The sequence below is a fragment of the Klebsiella sp. 141161 genome, assembly GCF_050600815.1.
GTDB lineage: Bacteria > Pseudomonadota > Gammaproteobacteria > Enterobacterales > Enterobacteriaceae > Klebsiella > Klebsiella aerogenes.
Genome location: NZ_JAQIRN010000006.1, coordinates 258590 through 281064 on the forward strand (window position 1 = coordinate 258590; position 22475 = coordinate 281064).

At 55.6% G+C, this 22475-nt stretch carries 21 protein-coding genes; 11 read left to right on the forward strand and 10 right to left on the reverse strand.

Annotated elements, in window-relative coordinates; translation table 11 throughout:
• The 7 genes from ftsQ (at position 1) to mutT (ending at position 8365) form a co-directional block, all read left to right on the forward strand.
• Complete coding sequence (gene ftsQ, locus PGR79_RS17215; protein ID WP_087860884.1) at positions 1–834, forward strand: cell division protein FtsQ; 834 nt, start codon at positions 1–3, stop codon at positions 832–834.
• A complete protein-coding gene (ftsA, locus tag PGR79_RS17220) occupies positions 831–2093 on the forward strand; it encodes a cell division protein FtsA (RefSeq protein ID WP_002888625.1) in 1263 nt (420 codons plus the stop codon). The genes ftsQ and ftsA overlap by 4 nt, the downstream gene beginning before the upstream one ends.
• 62 nt (positions 2094–2155) lie before the next feature.
• Positions 2156–3307, forward strand: coding sequence for a cell division protein FtsZ (gene ftsZ / locus PGR79_RS17225; RefSeq protein ID WP_004857884.1), 1152 nt, complete (start codon positions 2156–2158; stop codon positions 3305–3307).
• A 100-nt stretch (positions 3308–3407) separates the two neighbouring features.
• On the forward strand, positions 3408–4325 hold the full coding sequence (gene lpxC / locus PGR79_RS17230) for a UDP-3-O-acyl-N-acetylglucosamine deacetylase (RefSeq protein WP_015368241.1): 918 nt from the start codon (positions 3408–3410) through the stop codon (positions 4323–4325).
• Between the two features lie 322 nt (positions 4326–4647).
• Positions 4648–5145, forward strand: a complete 498-nt coding sequence (gene secM / locus PGR79_RS17235; protein WP_015368240.1) for a secA translation cis-regulator SecM — start codon at positions 4648–4650, stop codon at positions 5143–5145.
• A gap of 61 nt (positions 5146–5206) precedes the next feature.
• On the forward strand, positions 5207–7912 hold the full coding sequence (gene secA, locus PGR79_RS17240; protein ID WP_032709883.1) for a preprotein translocase subunit SecA: 2706 nt from the start codon (positions 5207–5209) through the stop codon (positions 7910–7912).
• 60 nt (positions 7913–7972) lie between these two features.
• Positions 7973–8365 carry an 8-oxo-dGTP diphosphatase MutT gene (mutT, locus tag PGR79_RS17245; protein WP_087860883.1) on the forward strand — a complete coding sequence of 131 codons (393 nt, stop codon included), beginning with the start codon at positions 7973–7975 and terminating at the stop codon, positions 8363–8365.
• Positions 8366–8432: 67 nt separating this feature from the next.
• On the opposite strand, the gene yacG is transcribed toward mutT, so the two are convergent.
• Genes yacG through coaE form a run of 3 tightly spaced genes read right to left on the reverse strand, consistent with a single transcriptional unit; the run spans position 8433 to position 10000 of the window.
• Complete coding sequence (yacG, locus tag PGR79_RS17250) at positions 8433–8627, reverse strand: DNA gyrase inhibitor YacG (protein ID WP_015368237.1); 195 nt, start codon at positions 8625–8627, stop codon at positions 8433–8435.
• A gap of 9 nt (positions 8628–8636) precedes the next feature.
• Entirely contained in the window at positions 8637–9380 is a 744-nt protein-coding gene (gene zapD, locus PGR79_RS17255; RefSeq protein ID WP_430922128.1) for a cell division protein ZapD, read from the reverse strand.
• Positions 9380–10000: a dephospho-CoA kinase gene (coaE, locus tag PGR79_RS17260; protein WP_087860881.1), complete on the reverse strand. Its 621-nt coding sequence runs from the start codon at positions 9998–10000 to the stop codon at positions 9380–9382. Before coaE ends, zapD begins: the two co-directional genes overlap by 1 nt.
• A gap of 337 nt (positions 10001–10337) precedes the next feature.
• Between coaE and PGR79_RS17265 the strand changes: the two genes are divergently transcribed.
• Positions 10338–11381, forward strand: coding sequence for a GMP reductase (locus PGR79_RS17265; RefSeq protein ID WP_015368234.1), 1044 nt, complete (start codon positions 10338–10340; stop codon positions 11379–11381).
• A gap of 30 nt (positions 11382–11411) precedes the next feature.
• Here PGR79_RS17265 and hofC read toward each other — a convergent pair whose 3' ends face one another.
• The 4 genes from hofC to nadC all read right to left on the reverse strand — a co-directional run bounded on the left by hofC (position 11412) and on the right by nadC (position 15508).
• The gene (gene hofC, locus PGR79_RS17270) at positions 11412–12617 is read right to left on the reverse strand and encodes a protein transport protein HofC (RefSeq protein WP_430922130.1); all 1206 of its coding nucleotides are present in this window, start codon (positions 12615–12617) and stop codon (positions 11412–11414) included.
• Positions 12607–13992: a type II secretion system protein GspE gene (gene gspE, locus PGR79_RS17275; protein WP_087860879.1), complete on the reverse strand. Its 1386-nt coding sequence runs from the start codon at positions 13990–13992 to the stop codon at positions 12607–12609. The genes hofC and gspE overlap by 11 nt, the downstream gene beginning before the upstream one ends.
• 10 nt (positions 13993–14002) lie before the next feature.
• Positions 14003–14434, reverse strand: coding sequence for a prepilin peptidase-dependent pilin (ppdD, locus tag PGR79_RS17280; RefSeq protein WP_087860878.1), 432 nt, complete (start codon positions 14432–14434; stop codon positions 14003–14005).
• A gap of 180 nt (positions 14435–14614) precedes the next feature.
• Positions 14615–15508 carry a carboxylating nicotinate-nucleotide diphosphorylase gene (nadC, locus tag PGR79_RS17285; protein ID WP_015368230.1) on the reverse strand — a complete coding sequence of 298 codons (894 nt, stop codon included), beginning with the start codon at positions 15506–15508 and terminating at the stop codon, positions 14615–14617.
• A gap of 137 nt (positions 15509–15645) precedes the next feature.
• On the opposite strand from nadC, the gene ampD reads away from it, so the two are divergent.
• The gene (gene ampD, locus PGR79_RS17290; RefSeq protein ID WP_308958823.1) at positions 15646–16209 is read left to right on the forward strand and encodes a 1,6-anhydro-N-acetylmuramyl-L-alanine amidase AmpD; all 564 of its coding nucleotides are present in this window, start codon (positions 15646–15648) and stop codon (positions 16207–16209) included.
• Positions 16206–17060: a beta-lactamase regulator AmpE gene (gene ampE, locus PGR79_RS17295; protein WP_087860876.1), complete on the forward strand. Its 855-nt coding sequence runs from the start codon at positions 16206–16208 to the stop codon at positions 17058–17060. The genes ampD and ampE overlap by 4 nt, the downstream gene beginning before the upstream one ends.
• Before the next feature lie 76 nt (positions 17061–17136).
• Here the strand turns inward: ampE and PGR79_RS17300 are convergent, their stop codons facing one another.
• The 3 genes from PGR79_RS17300 to aroP all read right to left on the reverse strand — a co-directional run bounded on the left by PGR79_RS17300 (position 17137) and on the right by aroP (position 21044).
• A complete protein-coding gene (locus PGR79_RS17300; protein ID WP_113374419.1) occupies positions 17137–18093 on the reverse strand; it encodes a family 43 glycosylhydrolase in 957 nt (318 codons plus the stop codon).
• Positions 18093–19499, reverse strand: a complete 1407-nt coding sequence (locus tag PGR79_RS17305; protein WP_113374420.1) for a glycoside-pentoside-hexuronide (GPH):cation symporter — start codon at positions 19497–19499, stop codon at positions 18093–18095. Before PGR79_RS17305 ends, PGR79_RS17300 begins: the two co-directional genes overlap by 1 nt.
• Positions 19500–19670: 171 nt before the next feature.
• Positions 19671–21044, reverse strand: coding sequence for an aromatic amino acid transporter AroP (aroP, locus tag PGR79_RS17310; protein ID WP_395226958.1), 1374 nt, complete (start codon positions 21042–21044; stop codon positions 19671–19673).
• A gap of 645 nt (positions 21045–21689) precedes the next feature.
• Between aroP and pdhR the strand changes: the two genes are divergently transcribed.
• Positions 21690–22469 (forward strand): pyruvate dehydrogenase complex transcriptional repressor PdhR, encoded by a 780-nt coding sequence (gene pdhR, locus PGR79_RS17315; RefSeq protein WP_015368223.1) that lies wholly within the window; start codon positions 21690–21692, stop codon positions 22467–22469.
• Positions 22470–22475 lie beyond the last annotated feature (6 nt).

Here is a 22475-nt window from a genome sequence, read left to right on the forward strand (position 1 = left end):
ATGTCGCAGGCGGCGCTGAATACGCGGAACCAGGAAGAAGAATCGATTGCTTCTTCGCGTCGGAATAATGGAACCCGGCTGGCAGGGATCGTTTTCCTGCTGGCGGTGTTGTGTACCGTGTTGGTCAGCGGATGGATGGTTCTTGGTTGGATGGAAGATGCGCAGCGTCTGCCGTTGTCGAAAATGGTCGTCACCGGCGAACGTCACTACACGCGTAACGATGATATCCGTCAGGCGATTCTGGCGTTGGGCTCGCCGGGCACCTTTATGACTCAGGATGTCAATATCATCCAGAGCCAAATTGAGCGCCTGCCGTGGATTAAACAGGCGAGCGTAAGAAAACAGTGGCCCGATGAATTGAAGATTCATCTGGTTGAATATGTGCCGATTGCGCGCTGGAATGATCAACATATGGTAGACGTGGAAGGAAATTCTTTCAGCGTGCCGGCGGATCGCACCAGCAAACAGAACTTACCGATGTTATACGGCCCTGAAGGCAGCGAAAATGAAGTGCTACAGGGATACCGCAACATGGGGCAGGTGCTGGCAAAGGATAAGTTCACGTTGAAAGTGGCGGCAATGACCGCGCGTCGCTCCTGGCAGTTGACGCTTAATAACGATATTAAGCTCAACCTTGGCCGCGGCGACACCATGAAACGGCTTCAGCGCTTTATGGAACTCTACCCGGTTCTTCAGCAGCAGGCACAGACCGACGGCAAACGGATAAGCTACGTTGATTTGCGCTATGACTCGGGTGCGGCGGTAGGTTGGGTACCTGCTCCCGTAGAGGAAAATAATCAACAACAGAATCAGGCACAGGCAGAACAACGATGATCAAGGCGACGGACAGAAAACTGGTAGTTGGACTGGAGATTGGCACCGCGAAGGTTGCCGCTTTAGTAGGGGAAGTTCTGCCCGACGGTATGATTAATATCATTGGCGTGGGCAGTTGCCCATCGCGCGGCATGGATAAAGGCGGGGTGAATGACCTCGAGTCGGTAGTGAAATGCGTACAGCGCGCTATCGACCAGGCTGAACTGATGGCCGATTGCCAGATCTCATCAGTGTATCTGGCGCTTTCAGGTAAGCATATTAGCTGTCAAAATGAGATTGGCATGGTGCCTATCTCCGAAGAAGAGGTGACGCAGGATGACGTGGAAAACGTCGTTCATACCGCGAAATCGGTACGCGTACGCGACGAGCATCGCGTACTGCACGTCATCCCGCAAGAATACGCCATCGACTACCAGGAAGGTATTAAAAACCCGGTAGGGTTATCCGGCGTGCGTATGCAGGCGAAGGTACATCTGATTACCTGCCATAACGATATGGCGAAAAACATTGTTAAAGCGGTTGAACGTTGTGGTCTGAAAGTTGACCAACTAATTTTCGCCGGTTTAGCGGCCAGTTATTCCGTATTAACGGAAGACGAACGTGAGCTGGGTGTCTGCGTAGTGGACATCGGCGGTGGTACAATGGATATCGCCGTGTATACCGGCGGCGCGCTGCGTCACACCAAAGTGATCCCTTACGCGGGCAACGTGGTGACCAGCGACATCGCCTATGCCTTCGGTACGCCGCCGAGCGACGCCGAAGCCATCAAGGTTCGTCACGGTTGCGCATTAGGTTCAATCGTCGGTAAAGACGAAAACGTGGAAGTACCGAGCGTGGGCGGACGTCCGCCGCGTAGCCTGCAGCGTCAGACGCTGGCAGAGGTGATTGAACCGCGTTATACCGAACTGCTCAATCTGGTTAACGAAGAAATCCTGCAGCTGCAGGAACAGCTCCGTCAGCAAGGGGTCAAACACCATCTGGCGGCGGGGATTGTATTAACCGGCGGCGCCGCGCAAATTGAAGGCCTGGCGGCCTGCGCGCAGCGCGTGTTCCATACGCAGGTGCGCATTGGCGCGCCGCTGAACATCACCGGTTTAACGGATTACGCTCAGGAGCCGTACTATTCGACGGCGGTTGGGCTGCTGCACTACGGAAAAGAGTCACATCTCAGTGGTGAAGCAGAAGTAGAAAAACGCGTGACGGCGTCAGTGGGCTCGTGGATTAAGCGACTCAACAGCTGGCTGCGAAAAGAGTTTTAATTTTTTAAGAGAACGCAGACAATTAGCGTTCTCAGGCGACAGGCACAAGACGGAGAGAAACTATGTTTGAACCTATGGAACTGACCAACGACGCGGTGATTAAAGTCATCGGCGTCGGTGGCGGCGGCGGTAATGCCGTTGAACACATGGTGCGCGAGCGCATTGAGGGTGTTGAATTCTTCGCGGTGAACACCGATGCGCAGGCGCTGCGTAAAACGGCTGTTGGCCAGACTATCCAGATCGGTAGCGGTATTACCAAAGGTCTGGGTGCAGGCGCTAACCCGGAAGTTGGCCGTAATGCGGCTGACGAAGACCGTGAAGCGCTGCGCGCTGCGCTTGATGGCGCGGACATGGTCTTTATCGCGGCGGGTATGGGCGGCGGTACCGGTACCGGTGCGGCGCCAGTGGTCGCGGAAGTGGCGAAGGATCTGGGTATCCTGACCGTTGCGGTCGTCACTAAGCCATTTAATTTCGAAGGCAAGAAGCGCATGGCGTTTGCTGAGCAGGGGATCACCGAGCTGTCCAAGCACGTTGACTCACTGATCACCATCCCGAACGACAAGCTGCTGAAAGTACTGGGCCGCGGTATCTCTCTGCTCGACGCTTTCGGCGCGGCGAACGACGTACTGAAAGGCGCGGTGCAGGGTATTGCCGAACTGATTACCCGTCCGGGTCTGATGAACGTCGACTTCGCGGACGTCCGTACCGTGATGTCGGAAATGGGCTACGCGATGATGGGCTCCGGCGTGGCGAGCGGTGAAGACCGTGCGGAAGAAGCGGCTGAAATGGCTATCTCTTCTCCGCTGCTGGAAGATATCGATCTGTCCGGTGCGCGCGGCGTTCTGGTCAACATCACCGCTGGCTTCGACCTGCGTCTGGATGAGTTCGAAACCGTTGGTAACACTATCCGCGCCTTTGCTTCGGATAACGCGACCGTGGTTATCGGTACCTCTCTGGACCCGGATATGAACGACGAACTGCGTGTAACCGTTGTTGCTACCGGTATCGGTATGGACAAGCGTCCGGAAATTACCCTGGTGACCAACAAACAGGTACAGCAGCCGGTAATGGATCGCTACCAGCAGCACGGTATGGCTCCATTGACTCAAGAGCAGAAACCGGTGGCCAAAGTGGTGAACGACAATACGCCGCAAACCGCGAAAGAGCCGGATTATCTGGATATTCCAGCTTTCCTGCGTAAGCAAGCTGATTAAGAATTGGCTGGAAGTTGGGCATCTGCGCTCTTTGTGCTAAACTGCCCTGCCGAATGTATAGTACACTTCGGTTGGATAGGTAACTTGGCGAGATTATACGATGATCAAACAAAGGACTCTTAAACGTATTGTTCAGGCGACTGGTGTCGGTTTGCATACCGGCAAGAAAGTCACGCTGACTTTACGCCCTGCGCCGGCAAATACCGGGGTCATCTATCGTCGCACCGACTTGAATCCACCGGTTGATTTTCCGGCTGATGCCAAATCTGTGCGTGATACCATGCTCTGTACTTGCCTGGTGAACGAGCATGACGTGCGGATTTCTACAGTCGAGCACTTAAATGCCGCACTGGCTGGCCTGGGTATCGACAACATTATTGTTGAAGTCGATGCGCCGGAAATCCCGATTATGGACGGTAGCGCCGCTCCGTTCGTTTATCTGTTGCTGGATGCCGGCATCGATGAACTGAACAGCGCCAAGAAATTTGTGCGTATCAAAGAGACGGTTCGCGTTGAAGATGGCGACAAATGGGCTGAGTTTAAGCCGTACAATGGTTTTTCGTTGGACTTTACCATCGACTTTAACCATCCGGCGATCGACTCCAGCACCCAACGCTATGCGCTGAACTTCTCGGCTGATGCGTTCATGCGTCAGATTAGCCGTGCTCGTACTTTCGGTTTCATGCGTGATATCGAATATCTGCAGTCCCGTGGCCTGTGCCTGGGCGGCAGCTTCGATTGTGCCATCGTTGTTGACGATTATCGCGTACTGAACGAAGACGGTCTGCGCTTTGAAGATGAATTTGTTCGCCACAAAATGCTGGATGCGATCGGTGACCTGTTTATGTGTGGTCACAACATTATCGGCGCATTCACGGCGTTCAAATCCGGTCACGCGTTAAATAACAAACTGCTGCAGGCTGTTCTGGCAAAACAGGAAGCCTGGGAGTATGTGACCTTCGAAGACGACGCAAAACTGCCGCTGGCATTCCGCGCACCGTCAATGGTTCTGGCGTAAGCCTGACCATTCAGTAAATTCGACTGGTAACCTGGTACTCTCTCCGTCCAGGGAACCAGTCGTTTTTCTTTTTAGCCTCCCCAAACCGCTTTTGACTGTGTTTCGCTGGCAATAACCTGTGCGCGTTCGCTGCTTTATTAAGCGTTTTCCCGCAGCATTAGCGTTCATTCCTGCTGTCTCGGCGCGGTATTAATGTTAGTATTTGGGCGCAAAATTTTTCTCTGGGTTGCTTTATCCTGTCGATTTCAGGCTGTACTGCGAAGACCGCCAATAAAATGGACCGCCTGAAAGGACGCAGGAATACCAACTAAAGGTAAAGAAAGTGAGTGGATTGCTGACGCGTTGGCGACAGTTTGGCAGACGGTATTTTTGGCCGCATCTCCTGTTGGGGATGGTCGCGGCTAGCCTCGGCCTGCCTGCGCTTAACAACAGCCACGAAACCACTACGCCGGCAAAAGCCACGGCCAGCAACCATAACCCGAATAAAGTTAACTTCTCCCAGCTGGCGCTGCTGGAGGCCAACCGTCGGCCGAACTTTACCGTCGATTACTGGCATCAGCATGCGATTCGCACCGTCATTCGCCATCTGTCGTTTGCGATGGCGCCGCAGGCTTTGCCGGTGGCGGAAGAATCATCGCCGCTTCAGGCCCAGCATCTGGCCCTGCTCGACACGCTCAGCGCGCTGCTGACCCAGGACAGCAAACCGCCGGTGGTTATCCGCCAGGCGGCTTATATCCCTTCTTCTTATTCTGCCTTCCGCGTCAGCGCCTGGATAAGCCAGGTGGCGGGGATACGCGCAGGGCCTCAACGTCTCAGCTGAAAATAAACACGGACCATCCTATTTTTTTGACTCCGCACCGCGGGGCGTTTGAGATTTTATTATGCTAATTAAAATGTTAACTAAGGTGTTCGGTAGCCGTAACGACCGTACGCTGCGTCGTATGCGCAAAGTCGTCAATATCATCAACGGTATGGAACCGGCGATGGAAAAGCTCTCTGATGATGAGCTGAAAGCCAAAACCGGAGAATTCCGCGCGCGTCTGGAGAAAGGTGAAAGCCTGGAAAGCCTGATCCCGGAAGCTTTTGCCGTAGTGCGCGAAGCGAGTAAACGCGTCTTCGGCATGCGCCACTTCGACGTGCAGCTGCTGGGCGGTATGGTACTGAACGACCGCTGCATCGCGGAAATGCGTACCGGTGAAGGTAAAACCTTGACCGCGACCCTGCCGGCCTACCTTAACGCGCTGACCGGTAAAGGCGTTCACGTCGTTACCGTCAACGACTATCTGGCGCAGCGTGACGCCGAAAACAACCGTCCGCTGTTCGAATTCCTCGGCATGAGCGTGGGCATCAATATGTCCGGCCTGCCTGCGCCGGCGAAGCGTGAAGCCTACGCAGCCGACATCACCTACGGTACCAACAACGAATACGGCTTCGACTATCTGCGCGATAACATGGCGTTCAGCCCGGAAGAGCGCGTACAGCGTAAACTGCACTATGCGCTGGTGGATGAGGTGGACTCCATCCTGATCGACGAAGCGCGTACGCCGCTTATCATTTCTGGCCCGGCTGAAGACAGCTCCGAAATGTATCGCAAGGTGAACAAAATTATTCCGCACCTGATCCGCCAGGAAAAGGAAGACTCCGACACCTTTACCGGTGAAGGCCACTTCTCCGTGGATGAGAAAGCTCGCCAGGTTAACCTGACCGAACGCGGTCTGGTACTGATCGAAGAGCTGCTGGTGCAGGAAGGCATCATGGAGGAAGGCGAATCGCTGTATTCTCCGACCAACATCATGCTGATGCACCACGTTACCGCCGCGCTGCGCGCCCACGCGCTGTTTACCCGCGACGTTGACTACATTGTGAAAGATGGCGAAGTCATCATCGTCGATGAACACACCGGCCGTACGATGCAGGGGCGTCGCTGGTCCGATGGCCTGCACCAGGCGGTAGAAGCTAAAGAAGGCGTGGAGATCCAGAACGAGAACCAGACTCTGGCATCCATCACCTTCCAGAACTACTTCCGTCTGTACGAGAAGCTGGCGGGGATGACCGGTACCGCGGATACCGAAGCCTTTGAATTCAGCTCCATCTATAAACTGGATACCGTTGTCGTCCCGACTAACCGTCCGATGATCCGTAAGGATATGGCGGATCTGGTCTACATGACCGAAGCGGAAAAAATTCAGGCGATTATCGAGGATATTAAAGATCGTACCGCTGCCGGTCAGCCGGTGCTGGTCGGTACTATCTCAATCGAAAAATCTGAAGTGGTTTCCCGTGAACTGACGAAAGCCGGCATCAAGCACAACGTCCTGAACGCCAAGTTCCACGCCAGCGAAGCGGATATCGTCGCCCAGGCGGGTTATCCGGCTGCGGTCACCATCGCCACCAACATGGCGGGCCGTGGTACCGATATTATGCTCGGCGGTAGCTGGCAGGCGGAAGTCGCCGCGCTGGAAAATCCAACGCCGGAGCAGATTGAAAAAATCAAAGCTGACTGGCAGGTGCGCCACGATGCGGTCCTGGCCGCAGGCGGTCTGCACATCATCGGTACCGAGCGTCATGAATCCCGCCGTATCGATAACCAGCTACGTGGCCGTGCTGGCCGTCAGGGTGATGCCGGTTCTTCCCGCTTCTACCTGTCGATGGAAGATGCCCTGATGCGTATCTTCGCCTCCGATCGCGTATCCGGCATGATGCGTAAACTGGGGATGAAGCCGGGCGAAGCTATCGAGCACCCGTGGGTGACCAAAGCGATTGCCAACGCTCAGCGTAAAGTGGAAAGCCGCAACTTCGATATTCGTAAACAGCTGCTGGAATATGATGACGTCGCCAACGATCAGCGTCGCGCTATTTACACCCAGCGTAACGAGCTGCTGGATATCTCCGACGTGAGCGAAACCATCAACAGCATCCGCGAAGATGTCTTCAAAGCCACTATCGATGCGCACATTCCGCCGCAGTCGCTGGAAGAGATGTGGGATATCGAAGGCCTGCAGGAACGTCTGAAAAACGACTTCGACCTTGATCTGCCAATCAAAGAGTGGCTGGATAAAGAGCCGGAGCTGCATGAAGAGACCCTGCGCGAACGTATTCTGCAGAGCGCGGTAGAAACCTACCAGCGTAAAGAAGAAGTGGTCGGCGCCGAAATGATGCGTCACTTCGAGAAAGGCGTCATGCTGCAAACGCTGGATTCCCTGTGGAAAGAGCACCTGGCGGCGATGGACTACCTGCGCCAGGGTATTCATCTGCGCGGCTATGCGCAGAAAGATCCGAAGCAGGAGTACAAGCGCGAATCCTTCTCAATGTTCGCAGCTATGCTCGAATCGCTGAAGTATGAAGTCATCAGCACCCTGAGCAAGGTGCAGGTGCGGATGCCGGAAGAAGTCGAAGAGATGGAACAGCAACGTCGTGAAGAGGCGGAGCGTCTCGCGCAGATGCAGCAGCTGAGCCATCAGGATGACGATACTCTGGCTGCCGCCTCGCTGGCTGAGCAGACCGGCGACCGTAAAGTTGGCCGTAACGATCCGTGCCCGTGCGGTTCCGGTAAAAAATACAAACAGTGCCACGGCCGTCTAAGCTAAGGGCTGATAAAAAGCAAACAAGGGCGCAGATTTCTGCGCCTTTTTTATGGAGCTGATTCAATGAAAAAACTGCAAATCGCCGTCGGGATAATTCGCAATCCGCAAGGCGAAATTTTTATTACCCAGCGTGCCGCAGACGCGCATATGGCTAATAAACTGGAATTCCCCGGCGGCAAAATAGAATCAGGTGAAACGCCGGAACAGGCGCTGGTACGTGAACTGCAGGAAGAGGTCGGGATTACGGTGACGACGTCTGCGTTGTTCGACAAACTGGAGTATCAGTTCCCGGACCGCCATATCACGCTATGGTTCTTCCTGGTGGAAAACTGGCAAGGCGAGCCGTGGGGCAAAGAAGGACAACCGGGGCAGTGGATGGCGCAGCAGGCGCTGGATCCGCAGGCATTTCCGCCGGCGAACGAGCCGATAATTAATAAACTTATTACGCTTGCCTGAGCGCCGGGCAACCCGGCGCAGGCCTGAAACGCTAATCCGGAACGTCCCGGATTAGCGATAGGAAAGGTTACTGCTGCGGCTCGCTCCAGTCATCGCTGTCGGACAAGTCGCCGGAACTGGGTATACGTTTCTCTTCCGCCGCCCACTCGCCAAGATCGATAAGCTGGCAGCGCTTCGAGCAAAACGGGCGAAACGGGCTTTGCTCGCTCCAGACGACGTTTTTACCGCAGGTTGGGCAGTTAACGATAGTCTCTTCTGACATAGTGTCTCCTTAGCAACAAGCCAGTTCAAAATCAAAGCGTTCCGGCACGATGCCATGCTCGCTGTCCAGCGGCAGGAAACGGATAGCAAAGCGGCTTTTATGGCCGGAAATTTGCGGATACAGCTGGCTTGCGAGATCCAGGCGCAGGCGCAGCAGATCGGCATCGTCGCCGTTATCCTGATAAAAACCATTGAGGCTGGTTTGCTTACGGAAAGGCGCGGAGTTACGAATCAAATCAAGGATCAGCTCCAGCGACTGCATCAGCGGCGTCAGGCTCGCTAACCATCTCGCCACCTGCTCATCACGATACTCTTGCGGCATATGCAGCCAGATATGCAGCGTTGGTAAATCAAAGCCGCAACAGCCTCCAGGGATGCTCAGACGCTGGCGCACCAGGCCAATCAGCCGATCTTCACGAAGAAACTGGCCAATGCGCGGAGCGGAGATCAAGGTGTTGCCGGACTGTTTAAGCTGCTGACGTAGGGCTTCAATACGCTGCTGGTCGACACCGGGCACTTCGGCCCAGGTTTGTAATTTCCGCTGTTGTCGCTCCAGCTCTTTCAGCAGATCGGTACGCACTTCACCGCGTTCCAGCACATCCAGTAGATCGCCGGTATTGCGGAAAAAATGGAGGGCGTCCGCATAGCTGGCGATGGTGGGGCGAGAAGAGAGCTGCTGAAATAAAAATTCAATGCGCAGCCAGGTGCGCATTTTCTCATTGAGCGGATGTTCGAAGAGAACAGGGGTATGCATTACGGTTTTTCCTGTGAGGCGGCCTGCGATGCCAGCATTAAATACTTTTCGTGCAGGCGGGCGACGTGGGATGCGACGGCATCCGCGGAGCCCATGTTTTCAATAACATCATCCGCTGCGGCAAGACGCTGTTCGCGTGTCGCCTGGGCGGCAAGAATATGTTCAGCGTGTTCGCGACTGACCCCATCGCGGCGCATGGTGCGCTCGATTTGCGTCTCTTTCGGCACATCGACAACCAGTACGCGATCGGCTTTATCGGTCAGGCGGTTTTCGACCAGCAAGGGTACGACCCAGAGGAGATAAGGTGAGGTTGAGGCCTGCATCTGACGGCGCGTTTCTTGCTGAATCAGCGGATGCAGCAGCGCGTTAAGCCAGGCCTTGTCCTCGCTATAAGCGAAAATGCGTTCGCGTAAGCGGCGGCGATTCAGGCTGCCATCGTCGTTGATCATCTGCGGACCAAATCTTTCGGCAATGGCGAGCAGGGCAGGTGTACCGGGCTCTACAACCTGACGCGCAATAATATCGGCGTCGATGACGGTTACGCCCAGGTGAGCAAACTCGTCGGCGACGGTACTTTTACCGCTACCGATGCCGCCTGTTAACGCTACCGTATACCCCATACACTTCAATCCCGATGTCACATTATTGTTCAAAACCCTGGCGATTCACCGCGCCCGTCAGGCGCCGGGGATAGCTTAATCGAGATTTTGCTAAATCGAAAAAGTATCCATTATGTGAATCGTTACTTTCTTTATATATGAAAATCAATTGGTTAAAAATGATGCACTGGTAAGGAAAGCACACGAGCGTGTTTTTCGCTATTCACCAGGTAAATTTAAACGATTGTAGCGTAAAAAAAGTGAAAATCGCAGTCTTGCGCGGCTATGATTCGTGCGTATGATAGCGTCACTGGAGTTGTGCTCTCACATTAATGCAATTAACCCCAGGAATTCGCACATGCGTATTGAAGAAGATCTGAAGCTAGGTTTTAAAGACGTTCTTATCCGCCCGAAGCGCTCTACCCTCAAAAGCCGTTCTGATGTTCAGCTGGAACGTGAATTCACCTTTAAGCATTCAGGCCAGACCTGGTCCGGCGTACCGATTATTGCTGCTAACATGGATACCGTCGGCACCTTCAGCATGGCGAAAGCCCTGTCCGCTTTTGGAATTCTGACCGCCGTGCACAAGCACTACAGCGTTGAAGAATGGCAGGCATTTGTGCAGAGCGAATCCGCAGAAGTGCTGCAGCATGTGATGGTGTCCACCGGCACCTCTGACGCGGACTTTGAAAAAACTCAGCAGATCCTGACCCAGAATCCACAGCTGAACTTTGTCTGCATCGACGTGGCTAACGGCTACTCTGAACACTTTGTTCAGTTCGTGGCGAAAGCACGCGCCGCCTGGCCGCAAAAAACCATTATTGCCGGCAACGTAGTGACCGGTGAGATGTGTGAAGAACTGATTCTTTCCGGCGCTGATATCGTTAAAGTCGGCATCGGCCCAGGTTCCGTCTGTACTACCCGCGTGAAAACCGGCGTTGGCTATCCGCAGCTGTCTGCGGTGATTGAGTGCGCTGATGCCGCGCACGGTCTCGGCGGCCAGATCATCAGCGATGGCGGCTGCACCATGCCGGGCGATGTCGCGAAAGCTTTTGGCGGCGGCGCCGATTTCGTGATGCTCGGCGGGATGCTGGCGGGCCACGAGGAGAGCGGCGGTACCGTGGTTGAAGAGAACGGTGAAAAATTCATGCTGTTTTACGGTATGAGCTCTGAGTCGGCGATGACACGCCACGTCGGCGGCGTCGCGAAGTACCGCGCGGCGGAAGGTAAAACCGTCAAGCTGCCGCTGCGCGGCCCGGTGGATAATACCGCGCGTGATATCCTCGGCGGCCTGCGTTCAGCATGCACCTATGTCGGGGCTTCTCGCCTGAAAGAGCTGACTAAACGTACAACCTTTATCCGCGTACAGGAACAAGAGAACCGCGTGTTCAACAGCCTGTAATGACGTTGGCTGGCGCTCTGGCGCCAGCCATTAACTCCCCATTGTGCCCAGCGCATCCCCCAGATGAAAAACAGGTAGGTACATCGCTACCACCAGCACGCCGACGATCGTTCCGGTCACCACCAGCAGTATTGGCTCCAGCAGCGTCGCCAGATTATCCGCCTGTTGATGAGTTTGCTCGCTATGATGGCGCGCCAGGTTATCGAGCATCGTATCCAACGCTCCCGATGCCTCGCCGGTACGAATGAGCTGCAGGCACAGCGAGGTGAATCCGCCGCAATTCGTCAGCGCCTGCCAGATTGGATTGCCGTGGATGATATCTGCGCGCGCCTGTGCAATCCGCTTCCGCCATAGCGGGCAGCTCACAGTTTCCTCGACGCTCTCCAGCCCCTGGACAAAGCTTATGCCCGCGCTTTGGGTCAGTGAAAGAATGGTAAATATCTGGCTCAGTTGCTGGCCGTTGATCAGCCGACCGGCAATCGGAATCGCGTGTAATAATCTTTGCCTTAACAGCAGCCAGCGCGGCCGACGCCGGGCCAATCGGTTGAGAAATAGCGGAATAGCAAAAAGAGGCGGCAGCAACGGCCAGTAGCGGGCCAACGCATTGCCGATGTGAATGACCATTTGCGTCAGCAGGGGAAGCGGCGTGTTGAAGGTCCGATAGATGGCGGTAAATTCCGGCAGAACGAAAAACAGCATCGCCACGACCAGCGTCAGCGCTAATATCAGGATAATGAACGGATAGCGCAGCGCCTTCTTTACCTTTTCTGTCAGACACTGCTGTTCCTGCTGCTGTCGCGCGAGCTGAAAGCAGCAGCGTTCCAGCTTACCGGTGAGCTCGCCGGTGCGGATCATCGCCAGATAGAGCGGAGGGAAGACCTGCGGCCATTGCGCCAGGGCGCAGGAAAGAGATACGCCCTGCGCCAGTTCCTGCGCCAGCATTCGCAGCAGCGCCTGCCACTGTTTATGCGGCTGTTGTTGGGCCAGCAGCTCAAGCCCTTCGGCCAGCGGTAAACCAGCCTGCAGCAGCGTGGCAAGCTGGCGTATAACCTCGCTGCTATAGCGCGGACGCCATAGCGAACCCTGTACCGTCTGGCGGCGCAGCGTCAGCAGCAGTATCTGCTGCTGTTCCAGTGATGCCAGCGCCTGCGCGCGCGTTTCTTGCCACAGGGCGCCTTCGCACGGCATTCCTTGCTTATCCATCCCGCGCCACTGCCAAAGCTGCTTAGTCGCCATGCTGGATCCCCAGCACTCGGATAATCTCTTCAAGAGTGGTTAATCCACGCTCCACCGCTTCACAACCGCTTTCAAACAGCGTCATCATGCCGGCTTCGCGGGCCAGCGTTTCGATTTCCGCCGCGCTGAGATCGCGATTAATAGCCTGACGCAGCGCGCTATCCACCGGCAGCAGTTCGAATAAGGCCAGGCGGCCGTAGTAACCGTGGTAACACTGTGGGCAGCCAACCGCCAGCCAGCCGGGCAATGGGCGTGGCCAAAGACTGTGCGGCACCTCGGTAGGGCGGCCGCCATCGCGCCGGCAGTGGGGGCACAGTTTTCGCACCAGCCGCTGGGCGACCACCAGCGAGAGCGCCGAGGAGATCATCCAGCGCGCTACGCCCATTTGTTGCAGGCGAATCAACGTTTCGCTGGTGGAGTTAGTATGCAATGTAGAGAGCACCAGATGCCCGGTCTGTGCGGCCTTAATGGCGATTTCCGCGGTTTCGGCATCGCGAATTTCTCCGACCATGACGATGTCCGGATCCTGACGCAGCAGCGCCCGCAGGACGCTCTGGAAGGTAAGCCCGGATCGCGGGTTGATCTGCGTTTGGTTGAGCCCGGTAAGCGGGATCTCCAGCGGATCTTCCACGCTGCAGATATTGACCTCTTCGCGGTTTCGCGCCTGCAGCGCGCTGTACAGGGTGACGGTTTTGCCACTCCCCGTAGGCCCGGTAACCAGTAGCAACCCCTGCGGCTGGTTCAATGCGGCGCGGAAAAAAGCCAGCTGACGAGAGGAGAGTCCCAGAGCTTCCAGATCCAGCGCCTGCTCCACCTGGTGTAATAAACGCAGGACGATTTTCTCCCCGCCGCGGCAGGGGAGGGTTGCAATGCGAAAGGAGACCGTGCGCCCGGCCAGCGTCAGAGTGAACTGTCCATCCTGCGGCAGACGATGCTCGGCAATATCGAGGTTGCCCAGCACCTTAAGCCGTGCTGTCATTGGCGCAGCCAGCGCGGCCTCAAGTCTCGGTAGGGCATGCAACACGCCATCGACGCGCAGGCGTATCCGCAGCTGATTTTCCGCCGGCTCAATATGGATATCAGAGGCACGCTGGCGCAGCGCCTGCTCCAGAATTTGATTCAGTAGATCGGTTACGCCCTGGGTGTTACCCGTGGCGGACTTTGATGCTGACTGTTGCGCCTCATGCTGACGCTTATCCATCCGCTCCTGGCTCCAGCATTCAATATCGATGCGCTTTTGGGTAGCGAAGCGCAGCGCTTCCATCAGTTCTGGCGCCGGCGCATCCACGACGGCGATAACAATGGTCTGCTCGTCGCTCTTCAACAACAGCGCGTGATGGCGCTGACAGAGTGAGAGTAGCTGTTCGGTTTTCATGGCTGTCACCTCAGTTAAAGCGGAAGACATCTTCGCAGGCCTGCTTTAACGCGCTGTCATCGCTGATGGCGCAGACGCGCTGCCAGCCGGTGATACCGTTGGCGTTATCCCAGGAAGGGGTCAGGGTGACGGCCAGCCCGTTCAGGCTCTCCTGGCCGGTCAGGGTGACTACGCCTTGGGCGACGCTCATCGCCGATACATAGCGGGTGGTCGTTGGTGAGGGGATACCGTTGCTGCCGCCATCGCAGCTGGATAGCCCGCCGTGGTCCAACGCGCACAGCTCTATTGCCGTGCGGTAGGGCACAAAGGTTTGCAGCATATCGGTGAGGGCGGCTTTGCGCAGGTAATTCTGGTAGGCGGGGATGCCGATGGCGCTGAGGATGGCGATAATGCCGATAACCACCATTAATTCGATCAGGGTAAAACCACGTTGCTTATCCATAAGTCACTCCTTGTTCGTTGTGGGGTGACTTTGGCGCGATTACGTCGCGGCGGCGAGGAGGAAAAATACGCTTAGGATGCAGGCATCCAGCTTTTCGGTAGCGCTTTCAAAGATGCACGGTAAGCGTGCGAGGCGTCTCGCAAAAATAGCCCCGATACCCGGCGGATATCGGGGAGAGAATTAACGAAAACGCATGGACAGGTCGAGGGCCCGTACGTGCTTAGTGAGTGCGCCGACGGAAATATAGTCAACGCCAGTTTCCGCGAATTCGCGAATGGTATCGAAGGTAACGTTGCCGGAGACTTCCAGCGCCGCCTGGCCGTTGGTGCGTTTTACCGCCTCGCGCATCAGGTCGGTGGTGAAATTGTCGAGCATGATGATATCAGCGCCGGCTTTTAACGCTTCGTCCAGTTCATCCAGCGTTTCGACTTCGACTTCCACCGGTACGTCCGGGTGCAGCCAGAAGGCTTTTTCCACCGCCTGACGTACCGAACCGGAGGCAATGATGTGGTTTTCTTTGATCAGGAAGGCGTCGAAAAGGCCCAGACGGTGGTTCGCACCGCCGCCGCACAGTACCGCGTACTTCAACGCGGTGCGCAGGCCGGGTAACGTTTTACGCGTATCAAGCAGTTGCGTTTTGGTGCCTTTGAGCAGGTCGACGTAGCGGCGCACTTCGCTTGCTACACCGGAGAGGGTCTGCACGAAATTTAGCGCGGTGCGTTCGCCGGTTAGCAGCACCCGCGACGGCCCGTCCAGTTCGAACAGCGGCTGATCGGCTTTTACCGTATCGCCGTCAGCCACGTGCCAGGTGATGCTGACATCGTCGCCGGCAAGCTGAATGAAAACTTCTTCTACCCAACGCTTACCGCAGAATACCCCATCTTCGCGGGTGATAACGACGGCGTGAGAGCGCGCGTCCGACGGCAATAGTTGCGCGCTAATATCGTTGTTAGCGTCAACTTCGCCGCCCAGATCTTCGCGTAGTGATTGCGCGACGGCGTCGGTAATATCGAGATTAATACGTTCCAGCAGCGCGTCACGGCGGCGGTCGGGGCTGTAGCGACGAGGCGTCATGATAAAGCTCCAGATAGATAAGATTCAGAAGTGGGAAACATGCTAACCTGAACCACGTTTCTGTACCACACATACCCAATGGATTTCGCGTCGCCTGTGGGGCCGCCGGGATCTACGTTTGCGAAAGGAGATTCCCCATGCAGTTGAATGGCGGATGGCTGGTGGGCGCGCGTCGGGTGCCTTCGCCGCATCACGATTGCCGCCCGGACGATGAAAACCCTTCTTTACTGGTGGTACACAATATCAGCCTGCCGCCGGGGGAGTTTGGCGGCCCGTGGATTGACGCGCTATTTACCGGTACGTTGGATGCCGACGCGCATCCTTACTTCGCCGGGATTGCTCATCTGCGCGTTTCGGCGCATTGTCTGATTCGCCGCGATGGCGAAATAGTCCAATATGTGCCCTTTGATAAGCGCGCATGGCATGCGGGCGTCTCCAGCTATCACGGCCGCGAGCGCTGCAATGATTTTTCGATCGGCATTGAGCTGGAAGGGACGGATACTCAGGCCTACACCGAGGCGCAGTACCAGCAGCTAGTGGCGATTACCCAAGCGCTTATCCAGCGTTATCCTGGTATTGCTGATAATATTACCGGCCATTGCGATATCGCGCCGGTACGCAAAACGGATCCCGGCCCGGCCTTTGATTGGGCAAAATACCGCGGTATGTTGGCCGCATCGTCACATAAGGAGATACCATGACGTTGTTTACTACGCTGCTGGTTCTCATCGCCGAGCGTCTGTTCAAGCTTGGCGAGCACTGGCAGCTCGATCATCGCCTGGAGGTACTGTTCCGCCGCGTGAAGCATTTCTCGCTGTTCGGCACCGTGCTGATGACCGTCGTCGCGGTGGCGGTGGTATATGTTATTCAACGCCTGCTACAGGGGCAGCTATTTAACGTACCGCTGCTGGTGTTCTGGATTTTGCTTGGCCTGCTGTGTATCGGCGCGGGTAAGGTGCGCCTGCATTATCATGCCTATCTGAAGGCGGCGGCGAACAACGATAGCCACGCCTGCGATTCGATGGCCAGCGAGCTAACGCTTATTCACGGCGTGCCGCCGGGCTGCGATCGTCAGGAATATCTTCGCGAGCTGCAAAACGCGCTGCTATGGATTAACTATCGCTACTATCTGGCGCCGTTGTTCTGGCTGGTGGTCGGCGGCCCGTGGGGGTTATTGACGCTGACGGCCTATTGCGTCCTGCGCGCCTGGCAGACCTGGCTTGCGCGCTATCAGACGCCGCGCCATCGTTTACAGTCCGGCATTGACGGTATTCTGCATATTGTCGATTGGGTGCCGGTGCGGTTGGTTGGCGTAGTATACGCGCTGCTGGGACACGGCGAAAAAGCGCTGCCGGCGTGGTTTGCCTCGCTAGGCGACCGTCACTCTTCGCAGTATCAAGTATTAACTCGTCTGGCCCAGTTCTCGCTGGCCCGCGAGCCGCACGTCGATGCGGTTGAGACGCCAAAAGCGGCGGTTTCCATGGCGAAGAAAACCTCGCTGGTGGTGGTGGTGATTATGGCGCTGCTGACCATCTACGGGACTTTGATTTAACAGCCCGAAGCCAGGCGCTGCTGGGCTTGGCGCACTCATGTCGCCGGATGGCGCTGCGCTTATCCGGCCTACGGTCCTATAACCGTAGCGAGTCAGCGGGCGGGATGCCGAAGTCGGGCATCCCGTTTTCTTGCCAGCGTACCAGCTTTAGCCGGGTGTGACGGTTAGGATCGTACAGCGGGTCGCCTTCAATTTCGGTGTAGTTGCGCGCGTGGTACACCAGCACATCTTCCCCCTGCGGCGTTTGCGTAAAGCTATTGTGGCCGGGACCATACTGGCGGTTTTCATAGCTGGTGCGAAATACCGGCTGCGGGGATTTATGCCAGTTTTCAGCCACCAGCGGGTCGGCTTCACGGTCGATCCATAATAATCCCATGCAGTAGTTTTCATCGGTCGCGCTGGCGGAATAGCTGATAAATAGCTTATCGCCGTGTACCAGCACCGCAGGCCCCTCATTGACCATAAATCCCCGGCATTCCCAGGCGAACTCCGGCTTGCTCAGCATGAGCGGCGCGCCTTTTAGCGTCCACGGGTTTTCCAGCTCCGCCAGATAGAGATTGCTATTGCCGGCGATCTGCGGGTCTTTCTGCGCCCATAAATACCAGCGTTTCCCTTGATGGCTGAAGGTGGTGGCGTCGAGGGCAAAGGTATCGAACGGGGTGATAATTTGCCCTTTTTCATGCCAACGGCCGCTGAGCGGATCGCTGTCGGTACACTCAAGGGTAAACATCCGGTGCTGGAACATCCCCTGGGCGTCGAGGTCATGGGTCGGGGCGGCGGCGAAATAGATATACCACTTGCCGTCGATGTGGTGGAGCTCCGGCGCCCAAATCAGCTGGCTCATCGGCCCGTTTTGCGGCTTGCGCCAGACGGTCACCGGCTCGGCTTCACGCAGGCCTTCCAGCGTGGCGGCGCGGCGAATCTCCAGCCGATCGTATTCCGGCACGGAGGCAATAAAATAGTAGTGGTCGTGATGGCGTAGGATAAAAGGGTCCGCGCGTTGTTCAATAAAGGGGTTAGGCCAGTTGTTCATCAGGCTTTCCTTATGTGTTCACTGGTTTTCAATTCCTGGAGTTCATTCAGTTCGCTGTAGTTACTGCGGCGCTTTTCCAAATCACTCTGGATTTGGCGCATCAGATTGCGGTCAACTTTCAGCAGGCGTACGACGCCTGCGGTAATCAGGTAGCCAACGCCGGGGATCACTGAGAACAGCAGCACGATACCATTTAGCGCCGAGGCGCTTTGCTCCTTCGCGCCGGCATCGTAGCCGTACCACGACAGCAGGAAACCCACCATAGCCCCGGCGACCGCCAGCCCAACTTTCAGGAAGAACAGGTTGCCGGAGAAGCTGATGCCGGTGATCCGTTTACCGGTTTTCCACTCGCCGTAGTCATCAACGTCGGACATCAGCGACCAGTGCAGCGGCGACGGGATTTGATGCAGGATATTGAGCAGGAAGTAGAGCACCAGAATCAGCGTCGTGGCATGCGGATTAAAGAAGTAGAACGCGCAAGAGAAGACCGCCAGTACAATGTTGGTCCAGAAAAAAACCTGCAGTTTACACCAACGGTCGGTCAGCACTTTCGCCAGCATGCTGCCGATCATCATGCCGACGACGCCAAGGCTGATAAACAGGGTGGCGAAATGGGTACTTTGCCCCATGACCCAGGTGACGTAGTACATGGTGGCGGCCATACGGATAAAGCCGGGGCAAACGTTGCACAGGGTTAAGAGCAAAATGCGAACCCACTGGTCGTTTTTCCACACATCTTTGAGGTCTTTTTTCAGCTCGTCGTTGGTTTGGACCGCCGGGCGGATGCGCTCGCGTACGGTGGCGAAGCAGAACAAAAACATACACATGCCGATGAACGCCAATACGGTCATCGCCATTTGATAACCTTTGGCTTTATCAGCGCCGCCGAACCACTCCGCCATAGGCAGCAGAGTCAGCGAGAGCAGAAGCGTCGCGATACCGACCAGCACAAAGCGGTATGACTGGCAGGCGACACGTTCTTGCGGGTCGGATGTCATCACTGTCCCCAAAGAGCAGTAGGGGATATTTATCGCGGTATAGGTTATCGACAGCAGGAAGTAGGTGACGAAGGCATAGATAACCTTGCTGTTGTAGGTCCATTCCGGGGTGGTGAACATCAGTACGCTGAACAGGGCGTAGGGGAAGGCCATCCACAGCAGCCATGGGCGAAAGCGGCCATATTTACTGCGGGTGCGGTCGGCCATCGCTCCCATGATCGGGTCGGTGACGGCATCGATGACGCGCACCGAAAGCAGCAGCACCCCAACCAGCGCCGGCGCAAGACCAAAAATATCCGTATAAAAGTAGTTAACGAACAACATGATGGCGCCAAAGATAATGTTACATCCGGCGTCGCCCATCCCGTAGCCAATCTTTTCTTTCAGCGAAAGTGTATTGCCTGTCATCCTGGAACTCTCCATTGCAGTCTGGAGAGAATTATTGGTCTTAGCGTCGGGAATTACGTTGCAGTAATCCGTCATCGATATGGAGAAAACTGTTACAGGAAGGAAAGTGTGAAGCAGATAACAATGCGCCGTGCCCGTCGGTAAAGGACGGACACGGCGTGACGAGATGTATTATTGTGCTTTTACGACGCCGGCGCTTTTCTGTTTAAACAGATAGCCAACGCCGAGAACGGCAATCCATACCGGTATCAGCCACACCGAAATCGCCATCCCCGGGGTCATCAGCATGATGGCCAGTACCGCGATCATAAACAGCAGGCATACCCAGTTACCCAGCGGGTAGAACAGCGCCGGGAAACGCGTTTTCACGCCTTCCTGCTGCTTGGCGCGACGGAATTTGATATGCGCGAGGCTAATCATCGCCCAGTTAATCACCAGCGCGGAGACAACCAGCGCCATCAGCAGTCCGAACGCCGATTCCGGCGCCAGATAGTTGATCAGCACGCACAGCGCGGTGACCACGGCGGATACCAGAATGGTGTTGACCGGTACGCCGCGCTTATCGAGAGTCAGCAGCGCTTTCGGCGCATTGCCCTGCTGAGCCAGGCCGAATAGCATACGGCTATTACAGTATACGCAGCTGTTGTAAACCGAGAGCGCGGCGGTCAGCACCACGATGTTGAGGGCGTTTGCCACCAGCGTGTCGCCGAGTTCGTGGAAGATCAGGACGAACGGGCTGGTATCGGCGGTGACGCGCGTCCACGGCAGCAGCGAGAGCAGCACGGCCAGGGAGCCTACATAGAAAATAAGGATACGGTAGATAACCTGGTTGGTGGCTTTCGGGATGCTCTTTTCCGGGTTGTCCGCTTCCGCCGCGGTGATCCCCACCAGTTCCAGACCGCCGAAGGAGAACATAATGATCGCCATCATCATCACCAGCCCGGTGAAACCGTGCGGCAGGAAACCGCCCTGATCCCACAAGTTTCTGACCGTAGCCTGCGGGCCGCCGTTGCCGCTGAACAACAGCCAGGCGCCGAACAGAATCATGGCCACTACCGCGACGACTTTAATAATCGCGAACCAGAATTCCATTTCGCCGAACACTTTTACGTTGGTCAGGTTAATGGCGTTAATGGCGATGAAGAAGACCGCCGCGGAGGCCCAGGTAGGGATTTCCGGCCACCAGAACTGGATATATTTGCCCACGGCGGTCAGTTCCGCCATGGCGACAAGCACATACAGCACCCAATAGTTCCAGCCGGAGGCAAAGCCGGCAAAGCCGCCCCAGTATTTATAAGCAAAATGGCTGAATGAACCGGCTACCGGTTCTTCGACGACCATTTCGCCGAGTTGGCGCATGATCAGGAAGGCGATAAACCCGGCGATAGCGTAGCCGAGAATAATACCAGGACCTGCAGATTGAATCACTGACGCACTTCCCAGGAATAAGCCCGTACCGATAGCGCCTCCTAGCGCAATGAGCTGTATATGGCGGTTCTTCAAGCCGCGCTTGAGTCGATCGCCATGCTGTTGACCTTCCATCATGAAACCTCGTGTGTGGTTATTATGTTTATACGCTTCATCCTTCAGGTTGCTGCTTTGCTGTCCGTCTCTGCCAAATAGCATAGTTAGCTAATTTCAAGGCGTTTGAGGCCAGTTTTTACCCGAGTGACGCAACGCACACATTGTTGTGTTTGTGTAATTATGAAATTCCATTTTTGTATTGATTTCTTTACGGAAAGAAAAGCGGAAATTCCCTCAAAGACCTTTCGCCTGATGAAGAATAATGGTAAGGGCGTGCGAATGCACCTGCTTTATGAAGGGATGATGACGGAACGAACAAAAAGACACCGTTTGTCATTTTTTCTTACCACCGTCGCCGCTACCCTTTATTGGTTATCTATTCACTTTATTGGTTTATAAATGCACTTTTTCGCTTCTTGAATCGGTTCAGAAAGCGTAATTTTTCGTTTATATAAAGTTAATGCTACCCCTTGCTGGGTAAATGTAAGTTTTGTGCAAGGTTACATTTCTGAAACGTTATTTCTGTAAGGTTGTTAAAAAAGGCCGGGTTTACTGATTTCAATCAAAACCTGTATGGACAGGAGGTGAATACTTTGTTACTTTAGCGCTACGAACTTTAAATTGGTAAGACCAATTGACTCCGGGCGAATGGCAGAGACAGGGAATATGGCCTACAGCAAGATCCGCCAACCAAAACTTTCTGATGTGATAGAGCAGCAGCTGGAGTTTCTGATTCTTGAGGGGACGTTGCGCCCCGGTGAAAAACTCCCGCCTGAACGCGAACTGGCAAAACAGTTCGACGTTTCCCGTCCCTCGCTCCGTGAGGCGATTCAACGCCTCGAAGCCAAGGGCCTGTTGCTTCGTCGCCAGGGCGGTGGAACCTTTGTACAAAGCAGCCTGTGGCAGAGCTTTAGCGACCCGTTGGTCGAGCTCCTGTCCGACCATCCTGAATCCCAATTCGATTTGCTGGAAACCCGTCACGCGCTGGAAGGCATCGCGGCTTATTACGCGGCGCTGCGCAGCAATGATGAAGATCGCGACCGTATTCGCGAACTGCATCAAGCCATTGAACGGGCCCAACAGTCCGGCGATCTCGACGCCGAATCCGGCGCTGTCGTCCAGTACCAAATCGCCGTCACCGAAGCAGCGCACAATGTGGTGTTGCTCCATCTGCTAAGGTGTATGGAGCCGATGCTGGCACAGAACGTTCGTCAGAACTTTGAATTGCTGTATGCCCGCCGGGAAATGCTCCCGTTGGTCAGCAACCATCGTACTCGCATTTTCGAGGCGATAATGGCCGGGGAGCCGGAGCAGGCGCGTGAGGCGTCGCACCGTCACCTGGCGTTCATTGAGGAAATTTTGCTGGATCGTAGCCGTGAACAGAGTCGTAGAGAACGTTCATTGCGTCGTTTACAGCAACGAAAGGACGAGAACTCCGGTTCTTAAGCGCCA

What these genes read in the sequence shown, in the direction of transcription:
- ftsA (WP_002888625.1), top strand. Translation starts at nt 831, where the DNA reads ATGATCAAGGCGACGGACAGAAAACTGGTAGTTGGACTGGAGATTGGC.
- PGR79_RS17265 (WP_015368234.1), top strand. Translation starts at nt 10,338, where the DNA reads ATGCGTATTGAAGAAGATCTGAAGCTAGGTTTTAAAGACGTTCTTATC.
- ppdD (WP_087860878.1), bottom strand. Translation starts at nt 14,434, where the DNA reads ATGGATAAGCAACGTGGTTTTACCCTGATCGAATTAATGGTGGTTATC.
- zapD (WP_430922128.1), bottom strand. Translation starts at nt 9,380, where the DNA reads ATGCATACCCCTGTTCTCTTCGAACATCCGCTCAATGAGAAAATGCGC.
- aroP (WP_395226958.1), bottom strand. Translation starts at nt 21,044, where the DNA reads ATGATGGAAGGTCAACAGCATGGCGATCGACTCAAGCGCGGCTTGAAG.
- ampE (WP_087860876.1), top strand. Translation starts at nt 16,206, where the DNA reads ATGACGTTGTTTACTACGCTGCTGGTTCTCATCGCCGAGCGTCTGTTC.
- ftsZ (WP_004857884.1), top strand. Translation starts at nt 2,156, where the DNA reads ATGTTTGAACCTATGGAACTGACCAACGACGCGGTGATTAAAGTCATC.
- secA (WP_032709883.1), top strand. Translation starts at nt 5,207, where the DNA reads ATGCTAATTAAAATGTTAACTAAGGTGTTCGGTAGCCGTAACGACCGT.
- ftsQ (WP_087860884.1), top strand. Translation starts at nt 1, where the DNA reads ATGTCGCAGGCGGCGCTGAATACGCGGAACCAGGAAGAAGAATCGATT.
- PGR79_RS17300 (WP_113374419.1), bottom strand. Translation starts at nt 18,093, where the DNA reads ATGAACAACTGGCCTAACCCCTTTATTGAACAACGCGCGGACCCTTTT.
- ampD (WP_308958823.1), top strand. Translation starts at nt 15,646, where the DNA reads ATGCAGTTGAATGGCGGATGGCTGGTGGGCGCGCGTCGGGTGCCTTCG.
- mutT (WP_087860883.1), top strand. Translation starts at nt 7,973, where the DNA reads ATGAAAAAACTGCAAATCGCCGTCGGGATAATTCGCAATCCGCAAGGC.
- nadC (WP_015368230.1), bottom strand. Translation starts at nt 15,508, where the DNA reads ATGACGCCTCGTCGCTACAGCCCCGACCGCCGCCGTGACGCGCTGCTG.
- PGR79_RS17305 (WP_113374420.1), bottom strand. Translation starts at nt 19,499, where the DNA reads ATGACAGGCAATACACTTTCGCTGAAAGAAAAGATTGGCTACGGGATG.
- hofC (WP_430922130.1), bottom strand. Translation starts at nt 12,617, where the DNA reads ATGGCGACTAAGCAGCTTTGGCAGTGGCGCGGGATGGATAAGCAAGGA.
- gspE (WP_087860879.1), bottom strand. Translation starts at nt 13,992, where the DNA reads ATGAAAACCGAACAGCTACTCTCACTCTGTCAGCGCCATCACGCGCTG.
- coaE (WP_087860881.1), bottom strand. Translation starts at nt 10,000, where the DNA reads ATGGGGTATACGGTAGCGTTAACAGGCGGCATCGGTAGCGGTAAAAGT.
- lpxC (WP_015368241.1), top strand. Translation starts at nt 3,408, where the DNA reads ATGATCAAACAAAGGACTCTTAAACGTATTGTTCAGGCGACTGGTGTC.
- pdhR (WP_015368223.1), top strand. Translation starts at nt 21,690, where the DNA reads ATGGCCTACAGCAAGATCCGCCAACCAAAACTTTCTGATGTGATAGAG.
- yacG (WP_015368237.1), bottom strand. Translation starts at nt 8,627, where the DNA reads ATGTCAGAAGAGACTATCGTTAACTGCCCAACCTGCGGTAAAAACGTC.